Source organism: Nostoc punctiforme PCC 73102 (assembly GCF_000020025.1).
Lineage (GTDB): Bacteria > Cyanobacteriota > Cyanobacteriia > Cyanobacteriales > Nostocaceae > Nostoc > Nostoc punctiforme.
Genome location: NC_010628.1, coordinates 518,923 through 532,829, shown reverse-complemented (window position 1 = coordinate 532,829; position 13,907 = coordinate 518,923). Strand labels below are relative to the sequence as shown.

Genomic DNA, 13,907 nt, shown 5'->3' with positions numbered 1-13,907 from the left:
AATAAAAGGCTACTTTTTGTCAGAAAAAATAATGGCTGGAATCATGAGTTTTTGAATAAGTATTAAGCGAAAAGTATCCCAATCTATATAGATTTACTCATTAAACATTAAATAGGTAAACTTCAATGCCCTTAGTTTCTAGCAAGGGCATTTTTTTTAAGATAGTTACCAAATACAAAAACTAATCAGGCTATTCTCCAAATAATCTCGGTAACGCTTATAAAATTTGTCAAACACAAGTAGACGAACCACTAGTTATTCTGCAAGATCTTGGTAGATTACTCAAAATTTCAGCATATTGTTTTAAAGCATCACTTCCATCCTTAGCGCCAATTTTTGATCCAATAAATATTACATCTGTGCGTAAACCAGTTGAAATTTCAACTACAATATCAAATCTACTATCCTCCGTATGTCCTGACTTGTTGTTGAGTTGAAATCTTGATACTGGAATAATTATCATCACTAATGAGTGAATGATGTTTTAGCCAATTAATTAAAATATAGGACTCTGATTTGATTTATGGAAACAATACTTACAACAAATAGAGGTAAAATTTTTACCCCTACAAAGTTATGTATTATTTTAAGAATAGCTAGAGAAGATTATTACTCTGTTAAGTGACTTTCTAGCAAAGATGCGATCGCATCAGGATGAATATTCTTGTATTTCTTTTTACCAAGGTGTAAAACACAGTTGGGAGCGCTGTTACAGCATTTTTGGCAACTGGTATGTTCAATGGTAACTTTGTCTAACAAACCGCGATCGCACAAAGTTTTTTCTAAATCTGATAATAACCCTTTACCACCACGTTTCAGGCAACCGCCCTTTTGACATACCATAATCCTTGCTTTGATTTGAGGTGGTAAATCTTGCTTTGGACACCCATCAATTGGTGTCACCCGATAGGCTTTAATTTTTATTTTACTTGTGCGCGAATCTACCTTACTATGACCACAAATGCGAATGTGCTGGCCGGGAACCAAAGATAAACTTAGAGAACGGCGCAATTCTTTAGGCAGTTTAATTTCTACATTTCCAGATGGAACTGCCAATTGCAAGTATTTATATTTTCCTGGTTCACCACCAACAAAACCTAGTAACTGTCCCTCAAGGTTCAATTCTGATAACGTCAAATACTTATCACCCATGATTGATAAAAAGTTATTGGGAATTGGGAATTGGGAATTGGGAATTAGGAATTGGGGATTGGGGATTGGGAAAAGATTTATTCCCCAGTCCCCAATCCCCAGCCCCCTGCCTCTTTATGCGAGGCGTTTAGCTTCTACTGTTTGAGGTAAATTTGCTGTGTCTGGCAAATTACGAAATTCTAATTCCCAACCATTTGCTAAGGTGAGAATCTTGCCATCATTCCCATCGGTTTGTTTGACTACTTCTTCTTCAAGGTCTTTTTTAGCAACGTAGACTACTAAAGTACCGGCATCATTCATGCGTAGCATTACTTTCATGAGATTCCTCAACAGATTCTAGTTCTTTTTTCTTACAGCCGACGACGAATCCTGTTTCCAAAAAATGCACAGCATAAATATAGGAAGTCTGCAAATATGTTCCTATACTGGCTATGTAGCCGATATCTCCTTTGTTCACTAAAACTTGCCCAACTTCTTTACCAGGAAAAGTACCATCGTTCTTGAGCAGTTTCCGAACTCTGACTTTTTCACCAATTTCAAAAGCAGGTGGCAAGTTTAGCTCTAATTCATCGCGTTGCATGAGAGTACCTCTGTTCTCTGACCAAATTCAATAGTTCTTCTGTCGTCAGGCTGCGTTTTTTCTGTACCGATTGATGGCGCACTGCATCTAAAACAGATTGGGTTTCTTGGGAGTTCAAGAAAATTCCATGTTGTTCTAGCAAGTTTGAAACCAAATGCCGTCCAGAATGTTTACCTAATACTAGACGCCGTTCCCAACCCACCTCTTCGGGAGCAAATGGTTCGTAGGTAATGGGATTTTGCAATACCCCGTGAGCATGGATGCCAGATTCGTGAGCAAAGGTATTTTCGCCAACGATCGCTTTCCAAGGTGGTACGCTAGCTCCTGATGCGGCTGCAACTAGTTGAGATAGTTCCAGCAAACCGGGTGTGTCAATGCCCAAATCAACGCCATAGATGCGTTTGATTGCCATGACAACTTCTTCTAAAGCTGCGTTTCCCGCTCTTTCGCCTAATCCGTTAACTGTGGTATTCACTGATAAGGCTCCAGCTTTGATACCCGCAAGGGCGTTGGCTGTTGCCAGACCAAAATCGTTGTGGGTGTGGATTTCTAGAGGAATCATCAAAGCTGAAACCAGCCGTTTAACCTTGGTGTAGGTGGTGAAAGGGTCGAGAACTCCTACGGTGTCGCAGAAGCGGAACCGGGATGCACCCCATTCTTGAGCATAAAGCGCTACATCTAAAAGGAAGTTTTCGTCAGCCCTGGAAGAATCTTCTCCGCCGACTGCTACCCAAAGACCTTGATCGACGGCGAAGCTAATACAGTCTTTGAGTTTTTGCAAACTTACTCGCCATTGACCGTGGAATTTGGCGGCGATTTGGATACCAGAGACGGGAATGGCAATATGCACCCGGTTCAGACCGCAAGCGATAGAAGCCTTAATATCTGAGATGACAGCGCGGTTCCAGCCCAGGAGTTTTGCTTGTAAACCCAAGTCAGAAATTGCGGCGATCGCACGGGTTTCTTCGTCACCCATTGCTGGTATACCGACTTCTAATTCGGGAATACCAATAGAATCGAGAAACTTAGCGATCGCTACTTTTTCTTGTAGGGTAAAAGCAACACCTGCTGCCTGTTCGCCATCACGTAGTGTAGTGTCATTAATTATGATTTGATTCATTGCAAATATCCCTCTCTTGGAAGTATTCTTAATATCCTTTCTCTCTACAATCCCCAGCGATGGCAAATGCTAAAAATATCACAATTCATAATGTAGGATACATGATCCTTAATTATTGACTTATTAGCAGCATCACATCTGTATGACAGGGAACTAAAACAATGTATAATTTACTAATCGTTTTTACCGATGTCAGTTGAGTTTGGTTCGAGTAGCAATGAACTAATATAACTATTAGCAAATCCTGAACAAAGTAAAACACAGAATCCAGCAATTAAGGATGTAATCATCTTAGTAACCTCAGATTTTCTAGAGCATTGGTGTGTACTTTAGGCAGGTAATGGGACTGGGAGCTACAAGGTACAAATTCACTAACTGTGTTCGGCTAGCCAATCAAATATTTTTCCTAGCTGCTCCAAATCAACTAAACCATACTGCCAGAGAAGCATCGGTAGTGGCCCATTTTCTAATTCACGGTGTCGCAGAGCTACAGCAATATCGGCATTTGAAAGTTCAAGTTCGTTGTGCAAATAATTGAGGAGTTTTATATCTCTGTTCCGAGTCGCCATAAATGATTGAACTTTCAATTTCTTAATTTGGGAAAAACTTAAAAATCAGAAATTCCAATTTTTATTTGGGAATTCCGAATTTTTAATTGTTGCTATATGTCAGGAGAATTTCAGATTTAGCATAAGGAAAAAAATCTAAACCTTATCTAATCCATCTCAGTCTGCAATAAATTCTGCAAGCATACAGTAGCTTCAAACTCTAAAGCTATTTGAGCTTTGTGCATCCATGAACAAAAAGGATAAAGTTCAGTGATTGCGTCATGAATTCAAGATTAATTAGAAGATTCATGATTCATCGCTGTAATACCAGCAACGCTCTAGCCACTCTAATAATTCCTGGCGAGAAGCGAGAAATTGCATAACTGTACTGCGAATTAGAATTACTTCTAGCAAATTGTTCACTTGCACTCGTAAAGAACCATCGGGGGGACAAGAGCTATTTATTTTTAACTCTTGCAATCGGTGATAGATTCGCCAGCGATCGCTCAGAGGAATCTGCAAAACGTGATTTGTCATTTGTCCTTTGTCCTTTGTCAGTTGTCCTTTGTCCTTTGTCCTTTGCTAATGACCAATGACTAATGACTAATGACTCTTAACGCCTAGAGTTTGCAGTTGTTTTTCGAGTTGCTCAACGCGCGAGAGCAAAGAACGAATCACGGTTGCTTCCATATCGGGTAGCTTTCCATGTTCTAAAGGAGAAAGGCTGGCGTTTTCATTTCGGGAAATAATTCGACCGGGAATTCCCACAACTGTGCAATCGTTGGGTATATTCCGCAAGACAATCGAACCTGCACCAATGCGGACGCGATCGCCAATTTGCAGATTACCTAAAACTTTCGCACCCGCCCCGATCACTGCATTTTTGCCCACTGTGGGATGACGCTTACCAGTTTCTTTACCAGTTCCGCCAAGGGTAACGCCCTGGTAAATCAGTGTGTAGTCGCCCACGATCGCAGTTTCGCCAATGACAACACCCATTCCGTGGTCGATAAACACGCCCTGGCCAATCTCTGCACCTGGGTGAATTTCAATTCCCGTCAAAAATCTCCCCAAATGGGAAATGAAACGAGGGATAAAACCCACTCCTCGACCATGTAACCAGTGAGCAAGACGATGCAAACAGAGTGCGTGCAATCCGGGATAGCAAAACACCACCTCTAACCAATTACGTGCTGCGGGATCGCGCTCAAAGATAATGCGAAAATCACTCAATAATGGCTCAAAAAAAACGCCAGAGAGTAAATTTTTCAGCATGGATTTATGTGCAGAATCCTGCGTTTTGGTACTGGGGGGATCGCTAATACTGTCTAAAGACTGTTGCATCGGTAATGTCTATCTGGTAAAAGATTCATCTGCTATTTTTATGCTTATATCAGGTGACTTCCAACTCGATAGAAAACCCAATGCTGATTGGATTTATTGGATTGATTAAGGTTGTACTCAAACGCCGAAACCCCGACTTAACATAAAGTTAAAATTCGTCTGGGGTTAGGGGCGCTAGTATTTAACGATGGGGGTACTAGTATTTTTGGGGCAGGGGTTAAGAATTTCTGTTCACGCTACAAGAAACTTTACCCGTAAGCCTTTGCTAAGATTTCGTCAAGATATTTTGCAATATATTAAGTTGTACTCAGATGCACTCAAATATGATTTACATGAAGCTAGAAATTGATTTTTTGTATATGCTACTACTATTAGTATCCTATTATTGAGTTGAGCGAAAGACAGGTTTCTTTATTTTCTTTTAGGATTTGCTGTCTGTATGCAGATATACGTTTCAAAATATAGTTATAGCTCGTAGCGACTGTTTTCTTATTATATAGATGTACGAGAATAGCGATCGCCAAAATTTTATAAATCTCGTTTCCAGATTTAAATCTTATTTTTAGGTAGAACCTGAAAATCTGCTTCATTGCGGCTCTGCTGCAAATTTGGAAGGCGGAGCCTACCAATAGTCATTCCCAGCCATAGACTGGGAATGAGGTATCTAAAAATTCGTTAATGGAGTTCAAAGCCTCATTAATGGAGTTCAGAGACTCATTAATGAGTATCAAAGCCTCATTAATGGAGTTCAGAGACTCATTAATAGAGTTCAAAGGTTCATTAATGGGGTTCAAAGACTCATTAATGAGTATCAAAGCCTCATTAATGGAGTTCAGAGGCTCATTAATGGAGTTCAAAGGTTCATTAATGGGGTTCAAAGACTCATTAATGAGTATCAAAGCCTCAAGAACCGGACGCGGCTTTAGTTGGTCTACCTTTGATAGCTTTAAAACGTTCTCCCAACTGTTCAGCGACAGTTTTTAAGCCTGGAGTCTTTTTTGATGCAGTCTTCACGTAATCATAAACAGTCAAACTGCTAGTCATCGCTTCACTACCGACAGCCATTAGGGTATCATCTACCTGTTCGGTGAGTTGCTGCATTGAAGTTAAAAGTTCGGTAAGCGCAGCCGCTAATTGATAATCTTGAACCAGTTCCTCAACATCAAAAGTGGCTGGAAGAATTTCGCGGTTAGACTGAGCAGCAGTAATGCTATTATTCACAAAAGCTAGGCTTTTATCGCCCATTTTTACTAACTTCCGCCGTTCTTCAGTGCTGAGAGTAATCAGAAAGGGCATCTTTTTTTGGACTGTCTGTAGCGCGGCTTTAATTTCTTGGATATCTTGTGGCGAAAGGGTGGCTGCAATATTCTGATAAGCCATTATATATTTACCTTGGGAGTTCTAATGGTGAAGTAGCAATAGTTGCTAAGTATAGAATTCCCATTGATGGATGCGATCGCACATCATAACCTATTTATTTATCTGTTTTAGCGCTGATGCTGAGGGATACTGACCAGATGCAATCAAAGCTTGTCGTTCTACAATCCTTTCATCGCTGTTAAAATCTAGGATACGTGCGGTAACTTCACCGATATCTGTTTGATGCTGAATCACAGCCTCATCTAGTCGAAAATGATCGCCCCAAAAGTCTCTGCGTGGGTTAAAAAACCGCACAAGTTCGCCAGTTTGCCAATTAATTGAGCCTAAATCCGTCCCTTTTTGCAGGTTACAGAAAATACAGGCATAGCAGAGATTATCTGCTGTTGTAGCGCCGCCGTGTTTCACACTGATTATATGGTCAACTTGAAAACCTAAGCCGTCTAATTCTGGATATAAACAATACTCGCATAGATGGGCGGCGCGCTCGGCAACTAAACGCCGCAGTTCTGCATTAATATATAGACGAGGCATTTTGAATACTTACTTAGGGTTAATATACTGATGAGCTTTTGCTTTTGCCAACCTCATAATATGCTCTAGCGTGAGGAAATGATCTAACTCTCGCTGGTCACTTCCTGTAAGACCTTCAGTTTTTGCGCGGTAAACCAAATCCTCTAAACGGTCTTTGGCTGCATCCGAGAGTTTGAAATCGATAACACTTTGAGGAGTGGTTCCAGCAGCAATAAACTCTATAATTTCGTCGTAGACTTTGGCTGTATTTATAGATGTAGTCATGAGATTACCTATTTTTATTTAATTTTACTGATTTAGATGGGATAACCAGAAAGCCCTCATGTAGAGACGCGATTTATCGCGTCTGAAAAACTGGCACGTTAGATGCGATAAATCGCCATCTCTACAAGAATATTCTCGTCAATTATTGCTTAATTGTGCCAACTTCTTCTGAGCAAATTCCCGCACTTGCTCATCTGGGTCATTCTCTGCGCGATCGCGCAACAGTGGTAAAGTCTGGGGATGCTGAGGATATTGCTTGATAATTATCTCTAGTGCAATGCGCCGAGGGTTGGATATATAGGACTCATGGCTACCCTTAAAGGGGTCATTAACAGCGCACTGGTAGTAGATGTCAAATAAATCAGCGTCATCTTTGAAGTTCTTCGCTAATTCCTGGACTGCTGCACCTCGCACATCGTTGTCATCATCCTTGGTAGCAAGTTCTTTGAGGATGGATTTGGTTTCGGGGTCATCTTTGAAGTTCTTCGCTAGTTCGTGGGCTGCTGTACTTCGCACCAAGTAGTTATCATCTTGGGTAGCGCATTGTTTAAGCCAGGTTTTGGTGTCGGGGTCATCTTTAAAATTCTTCGCTAATTCTCGGATTGCTGCACTTCGCACAACTGAGTCATCATCGTAGTTAGCAAGTTGTTTGAGCCAGATTTTGGTGTCGGAGTCTTTAAAGTTCTTCACTAATTCTCGGATTGCTGCACTTCGCACAACCGAGTCATCATCTTGGGTAGCGCATTGTTTAAGCCAAGCTTTGGTGCCGGGGTCATCTTTGAAGTTCTTCGCTAATTCGTCGACTGCTGCACCTCGCACAAGTCTGTCATCATCGTGGTTAGCAATTTGTTTGAGCCAAGCTTTGGTGTCGGGGTCATCTTTGAAGTTCTTCGCTAATTCTCGGATTGCTGCACTTCGCACATACCAGTCATCATCCTGGATAGCGCGTTCTTTGAGGATGGATTTGGTGTCGGGGTCATCTTTGAAATTCTCTGCTAATCCTTCGACTGCTGCACTTCGCACATTTTCGTGATCATCTTGGGTAGCGTGTTCTTTGAGGATAGGTTTGGTGTCGGGGTCATCTTTGAAATTCTTCGCTAATCCTTCGACTGCTGCACATCGCACATCTTCGTGATCATCTTGGATAGCGTGTTCTTTGAGGATGGATTTGGTGTCGGGGTCATCTTTGAAATTCTCTGCTAATCCTTCGACTGCTGCACTTCGCACATTTTCGTGATCATCTTGGGTAGCGCGTTCTTTGAGGATGGATTTGGTGTCGGGGTCATCTTTGAAGTGATTCGCTAATTCTTCGACTGCTGCACGTCGCACATCGTTGTCATCATCCTGGGTAGCGCGTTCTTTGAGCCAGGATTTGGTGTCGGGGTCATCTTTGAAGTGATTCGCTAATTCTTCGACTGCTGCACGTCGCACATCGTTGTCATCATCCTGGGTAGCGCGTTCTTTGAGCCAGGTTTTGGTATTGAGAGATTCTTGCCAGGTCGTTGCAATTGCTGTGACTGCTTGAGTGCGAATTTCCTGAACTAGCTCCGTTTCTGCTCCATACAGCCGGGGGTCGTAATAGTACCAGAGATCATATTTAGTTAAGTCCTTTAACTGGTTAAGTAATTGAATAGCTATTGACGCGATCGCCGCGCGGTTTCTCACCTCTACAAGACACTTAGCCGCTAAAAACAGATTAACAAACTTCTCCTCTTCGCCATCTTGCACTATTAAATAATCAAGAATTTCACCAACAAATTTAGCCTCAATCATTCCCGTAATTAGCAGCAAGACTTCATGCCAACTTTCATCTTGCCAGTGTTTGCCAAAAACTTCATTCTTAAGTTCCTCAATAGTCAGCGTTTGCGTTTCTTTAAACTGCCAGACAAACTCCCAAGCACAGAAATATTCTAAAAATGTCCGATGCACAAAAGCATAATAATCCGCACCCAGGAAACATAACATAAAGTTACGAGTCCGCAGCTGATTAATCATCACCTTCGCAACTTCTCTGGGTTTATCAAATTCTATGGTTTTGAGATAATCAGTCAGAACTTTGACTAAATCATTTTCATTAATCAAATTCCCAGCCAAACCTTTATCACCAGTTTGCATAAGATAAGCAACCTGACGCAGCATCGCTTGCTTATCCTTATAATCAATCGTTTTGGGATCTAACCTCTTATCTTCAATCAAAACGCGTTCCACATCCCATTGATGTAGCAATACCCGTGATGCTTGATCGTAAAGTGTAGCTCTATCTCTTGGTAGCTCTTGATTCCGATTCAGAATTGCCATCATCGTCAACAGCAGAGGATTTCCCGCTAATTCTGCAATAGATTTGGAAGCTTCAATTCCTCTTTGTAGCCGTTCCTGTTTTCTCACTTTATCTACTGCATCGGTAAAAGTTAACTCATGCCAACGGTTGATAAAATCCTGAATTTGTTCTGAGTCTAAATCTTGTAAGATAAAGTGGCGAAACTCAGCATTAAGCAATCGTTGCGGTTTATAGCCAATAATCCGAGAAGTGACAATTACCTGCACATCAGGATAGTCATTAGTAAAGCGATGAATATCAGTAATTACATCCTCTCGCTTACCAGGCTCAAATACCTCATCCAAACCATCAAACATCACTAAGGCATTACCAGCTTTTAATTGTTTATCTACTTCAAGCTGATTGAGATGATGAACAGCACCACTACATTGATGAAAGAATTCTAGAAAATTATTGCACTCTTTATCTTCTCGTCGCCGCATATAAGTGCGTAATTCAATTAGCAAGGGAATTGGTAAAGATATAACATTATCCAGTGGTGACTCAGCCCAATTCAAAGCCAGAAATTGCAACAATGTAGACTTCCCGGAACCAGGATCGCCCAAAATGACAATATATTTATAATCTTGTTTTTTATTGACAACATCTAAAACTGAACGGATCGGCTGTTCAAAATAAACCCGTTTGTGGCGTTCTAATTCTTCTAATTCAACAGCTTCTACTTGCTCACTTTCTCGCAGTCGTCTCAGATGTTCTTTAGGCAGTTCGTGAACTTGTGGTAAAACTTGATGAGTTTCCCGGACATTTTGAGCAGTAAAAATCCGCCATAACTTCAGTTCGTTATAGGCATAGCCGCTAGTATCTAAGCTATCTAACTTGAGATTGCCATAACGTTCGCGGATTCCTTCTTGATATTTAACTAAATTAAAATCTACAATAACGCCAGCAATTTCTTTGGTATTTATTTCAATATCAGATAATTTTTGTAATTCTAGGATATGGTGTAATTCTTTTGAATCTAAAAGAAGTTCTTGGACTTGTGTAAAATACTGTTCTGTAATTGATTGCCAGTTAAACTTAGATGGCAGAGGTTTTAATTGCAGCCTGTTCCAACTATCTTCTAGCGTTTTAGCATCTAGAGATTCACAATTAATATCAAAAGCCTTACCAAGAAGTTCTGCAACTGACTTATCGCTGATAAATTTCTGGATGTCTGTGGTGTACTCTTTAATCTCAGTTTCAGCAAGTTTGCAACGAACCTTTAACTGCTGCTGCATGAGTTGCAAAAATTCCTTTAAGGCTTTACCAGCAGCAATTTCTATGTCTTCCTTCTTAAGTTTCTGCACAATCTTGCCAGGGATGCCTTTTAATAAATCTTTAGCCCAATCTTTAGCAGCATCCTTGGCTAAGTCTTCCAGAATGGGTTTAAAAATCAACCCGGCGGCCTGAGTTACACCCCAAATAGCTAACCAGTCCAGCATAATACTCGCTTCTGTTGAGATTTTGATTACGAGTATATCCACTAGCTGGAGTAATGTTTCCAGATTTCAGGGTTATTGCAGAAATATCACAGGTATCTGCCGCTAATTATACCAAGGGATATGTGCGCTCAATTACCAAACGGCTTTTACCAGGTTCAATCATTTCTTTGAGAAAAACCAAGTCTTGAATGCTTATGGTTTTTCAAATACCAATTTGGCTTATTGATAGGGAAATAACGCTGTAAGACTCTCTGTACAAGCTCTTGTGGCTAGGTACAATGGTGATAATTCCGTTGGTTTTGAGGACTTTTTTAGTTGGAAAGAGCGATCGCTATGCCTTTCTTTGCAACTTTTGGTTCACCCATTTTTTGATGAGTTAGGAAAGATAATAGTAAATGTACTACATAAAGATATTTAACGAAGTATTTTCAAAAACAAGTACCGTGGGTAATCTTTGTTTTGGCTCTCGGAAAAATCGGCTAGCCGAGGGCTACGTGTCAGATACATCACTACCAGGCTAGAGAAAAGTTAAGAATGGTTATGTTTTCCCTAAACCAAATACCAATGCTCAGACGCATATTATCTGCGTCACTACTTAGTTTGATCCCTTCAGTTGCTAGTTTAATAACCTTAGAGGTTTTTTCCCCCACAGCGTTGGGCCAACCGCCTGCTGCGTCTGTTGAAACCAAGCTGACAGTGCCTAGTAGCATGAACTATGCACCTTTCAATATTAACCGTTACTTGAAAGTACCCCCCAACTTCTCCATTGCTGTTTATGCTCGTATAAACAAAGCTCGCTTTATGGCAGTTGCTCCCAATGGGGATCTTCTAGTATCACAACCCAGTGCGAATAAAGTATTAATTGTCCGGGCAAATGGCAGCAAAGACCCAATTATTTCTGACTTTGTAACGGGTCTACGCAAGCCACATGACATTGTGTTTCATAAGATAAACAACACCACATACGTTTATATCTCTGAAACTCATCAAATTAACCGCTTTATCTACAACTCTGGAGACTTAACCGCAAAAAATCGTCAAATTGTTGTAACTGGCTTACCAGATAGCAGCACAGGAGAACTTAAAGGCGCTTATGGTCACGAACTGAAAAACATCGCACTTGATGCCAATCACAAACTGTATGTGTCCATAGCCTCTACCTGCAATGCCTGCAAGGAAGATACTATCAGTAACCCAGTGCGTGGTGCAGTTTACCAGTACAACGCAGATGGAAGCAATCGGCGGCTGTTTGCCCAAGGCTTACGTAATGCCGAAGGATTAGCATTCTTGCCTAACACAAATGACCTTTGGGTAGTTGTTAATAATCGAGATAACATCGCCTATCCCTTCAACGATGGCAGTGGCAATTACGGTAAGATTATCCCTTCCTACGTGGACGACCACCCACCAGAGGAGTTTACGCGAGTCCAAGATGGTGGTAACTACGGTTGGCCTTTTTGCAACCCCAATCCTGACACTTCAAATGGCGTGAACAATATGCCCTTTGACCGCGACTATGAGTTCAATGCCAATGGCAAGGTTAATTGCAATGCAATGGACAGGATTAGCAAGGGTATCCAAGCCCATTCCGCTCCCTTGGGACTAACATTCCTACAAAATACCAATTTTCCCAGCCTGTACTCAAATGGGGCAGTGGCGGGGCTGCATGGTTCATGGAATCGACAGAAGAAAACGGGCTACAAAATAGCTTACTTTCCCTGGAACAACAGCACAAAGGCTCCAGAGCAGGAGATGGATTTAGTCAACGGTTGGCTAGTTCCAGGAACACAAGAAATCTGGGGGCGACCCGTAGATATGGTAGTCGATCAACAAGGTAATTTGTTAATTTCGGATGATTATAGCGGCACCATCTACAAGCTCTCCTACACGCCGTCAGCAAAGGTGGTTAAGGCCTACAGAGATGCTAATTTTGCTGGTTCTTCCCAGTCTTTTCCTACAACTCCAGGAGTATACAAAGCCAACCAAGGTGACTTAAAGGTTGTGGGAAATGACGCTATTAGCTCGTTAAGTGTACCATCAGGTACCGTTGTACGTGTCTGCCAACATGAAACTGGTGGTCGATGCCGTGAGTTTAGCCCTGGTGATTATAAATCCGTTGGGGCTGACTTCGATAACATAATCTCGTTTATAGAGGTTAAGTAGCACCACTCGCCGGATTTGAAATTTTCCCCCTTCCCAACACGGGAAGGGGGTTTTTCGTTAAGGTTTGTAGTGAGCAATTCAGAAAATTCATTGCGATCGTTCAATCATGTTAGATTATAGTTTGTTGTTTCTCTTAAACACAAAATCTGAGAGTTTTCTACCCATCTCCTCATTGTGGGAATAAAAAAAAGGAGTTAAAAGTTAAGTTTTTTGAAAATTATGTGTAGCAAGACATCTATTTTCATTGCCTCATATCGCTTATCAGATAAGACTTAGAACCACAATTGAATATCATTGTTAACACTGAGCGTTCGCGTAGCGTCTCGTAGAGAAGTCGAAGGGTCAAAGCAAAAATTAAATAAATATGAATTGCATTTTTACCCTGAAAAAAATGATATGTTAGATACAGAATTGAATTTCGCACGTTTCTGGAGTAGAACGATGTAGACTACTCCAGTTTTTCACCCTCAAACCCTTGGCATTTATGGCTTTTGACGGAAATTGAGGGCAATCTGAGTACACATTTAAATAACCCAAACCTAGTTTCAATTTAGTTAAAGTTATTGCTAGGATTGGGTTTTGGCTGAGTACAAAGAAATCCTGAACCCCTGTCTATAAACACTAGAACCCCAACCAAAAAATACTAGAACCCCTACCCAAAAAAAACTTTTTTAATTCTTGTAATGCTTGAAGAATTAGGGTTTTTAGTATTTGAGTACAAAAGTAATAAATCCAATAAATTCTATCCTAGAGAGACGCAACATCTGGCTGGGAGACGGCTGCTATAAATCTTATATCGCCAATCACCTAACGCTCTGAAACAAAACAAAGCGAAGGGTGAGTGGAGGGATGACATAGCACCATGCCTGAAGTGAAGAGAAGTCGCGGCTGTAAGCACAAATTCTACCCAAGAACCGAACGTTGACACACACCAGCCGAACATCAGATATCTATCGCCTGCCTGACTTGAAAACAAGTCGCCCTCACCCAAGGGTTTGCAGGCAGTGTGGAAGACGCGACTTCAATTCTGGGCATGAAAGAGTAGCAACAGCATCTCCCACAGTGG

At 41.1% G+C, this 13,907-nt stretch carries 14 protein-coding genes; 2 read left to right on the top strand and 12 right to left on the bottom strand.

The genetic code is table 11. The annotated features are described in order from the left end of the window. Nucleotides 1–229 precede the first annotated feature (229 nt). The 12 genes from NPUN_RS41490 to NPUN_RS02160 all read right to left on the bottom strand — a co-directional run bounded on the left by NPUN_RS41490 (nt 230) and on the right by NPUN_RS02160 (nt 10,678). Nucleotides 230–463: a hypothetical protein gene (locus NPUN_RS41490; RefSeq protein ID WP_041565136.1), complete on the bottom strand. Its 234-nt coding sequence runs from the start codon at nt 461–463 to the stop codon at nt 230–232. A 146-nt stretch (nt 464–609) separates the two neighbouring features. Beyond that, on the bottom strand, nt 610–1,152 hold the full coding sequence (locus NPUN_RS02220; protein WP_012407238.1) for a (2Fe-2S) ferredoxin domain-containing protein: 543 nt from the start codon (nt 1,150–1,152) through the stop codon (nt 610–612). A gap of 114 nt (nt 1,153–1,266) precedes the next feature. Next, nucleotides 1,267–1,470, bottom strand: a complete 204-nt coding sequence (gene nifT, locus NPUN_RS02215; RefSeq protein WP_012407237.1) for a putative nitrogen fixation protein NifT — start codon at nt 1,468–1,470, stop codon at nt 1,267–1,269. Next, nucleotides 1,445–1,732, bottom strand: coding sequence for a nitrogen fixation protein NifZ (locus tag NPUN_RS02210; protein WP_012407236.1), 288 nt, complete (start codon nt 1,730–1,732; stop codon nt 1,445–1,447). Before NPUN_RS02210 ends, nifT begins: the two co-directional genes overlap by 26 nt. Then, on the bottom strand, nt 1,719–2,852 hold the full coding sequence (gene nifV / locus NPUN_RS02205) for a homocitrate synthase (protein WP_012407235.1): 1,134 nt from the start codon (nt 2,850–2,852) through the stop codon (nt 1,719–1,721). Before nifV ends, NPUN_RS02210 begins: the two co-directional genes overlap by 14 nt. A gap of 371 nt (nt 2,853–3,223) precedes the next feature. Continuing rightward, nucleotides 3,224–3,421 carry a DUF2949 domain-containing protein gene (locus NPUN_RS02200; protein ID WP_041565135.1) on the bottom strand — a complete coding sequence of 66 codons (198 nt, stop codon included), beginning with the start codon at nt 3,419–3,421 and terminating at the stop codon, nt 3,224–3,226. Between the two features lie 285 nt (nt 3,422–3,706). Next, nucleotides 3,707–3,937, bottom strand: coding sequence for an Asr1405/Asl0597 family protein (locus tag NPUN_RS02195; RefSeq protein WP_012407233.1), 231 nt, complete (start codon nt 3,935–3,937; stop codon nt 3,707–3,709). A 66-nt stretch (nt 3,938–4,003) separates the two neighbouring features. Beyond that, entirely contained in the window at nt 4,004–4,744 is a 741-nt protein-coding gene (cysE, locus tag NPUN_RS02190; protein ID WP_012407232.1) for a serine O-acetyltransferase, read from the bottom strand. A 903-nt stretch (nt 4,745–5,647) separates the two neighbouring features. Beyond that, a complete protein-coding gene (locus tag NPUN_RS02175; protein ID WP_012407230.1) occupies nt 5,648–6,124 on the bottom strand; it encodes a hypothetical protein in 477 nt (158 codons plus the stop codon). 90 nt (nt 6,125–6,214) lie between these two features. Further along, nucleotides 6,215–6,655: an HNH endonuclease gene (locus tag NPUN_RS02170; protein WP_012407229.1), complete on the bottom strand. Its 441-nt coding sequence runs from the start codon at nt 6,653–6,655 to the stop codon at nt 6,215–6,217. A gap of 9 nt (nt 6,656–6,664) precedes the next feature. Beyond that, nucleotides 6,665–6,919 (bottom strand): hypothetical protein, encoded by a 255-nt coding sequence (locus tag NPUN_RS02165; RefSeq protein ID WP_012407228.1) that lies wholly within the window; start codon nt 6,917–6,919, stop codon nt 6,665–6,667. A gap of 138 nt (nt 6,920–7,057) precedes the next feature. After that, nucleotides 7,058–10,678 carry a HEAT repeat domain-containing protein gene (locus NPUN_RS02160; protein ID WP_012407227.1) on the bottom strand — a complete coding sequence of 1,207 codons (3,621 nt, stop codon included), beginning with the start codon at nt 10,676–10,678 and terminating at the stop codon, nt 7,058–7,060. Between the two features lie 265 nt (nt 10,679–10,943). On the opposite strand from NPUN_RS02160, the gene NPUN_RS41485 reads away from it, so the two are divergent. Continuing rightward, a complete protein-coding gene (locus tag NPUN_RS41485; RefSeq protein WP_167315558.1) occupies nt 10,944–11,096 on the top strand; it encodes a hypothetical protein in 153 nt (50 codons plus the stop codon). Nucleotides 11,097–11,242: 146 nt separating this feature from the next. Further along, complete coding sequence (locus tag NPUN_RS02155; protein WP_148220401.1) at nt 11,243–12,841, top strand: PQQ-dependent sugar dehydrogenase; 1,599 nt, start codon at nt 11,243–11,245, stop codon at nt 12,839–12,841. Nucleotides 12,842–13,907 lie beyond the last annotated feature (1,066 nt).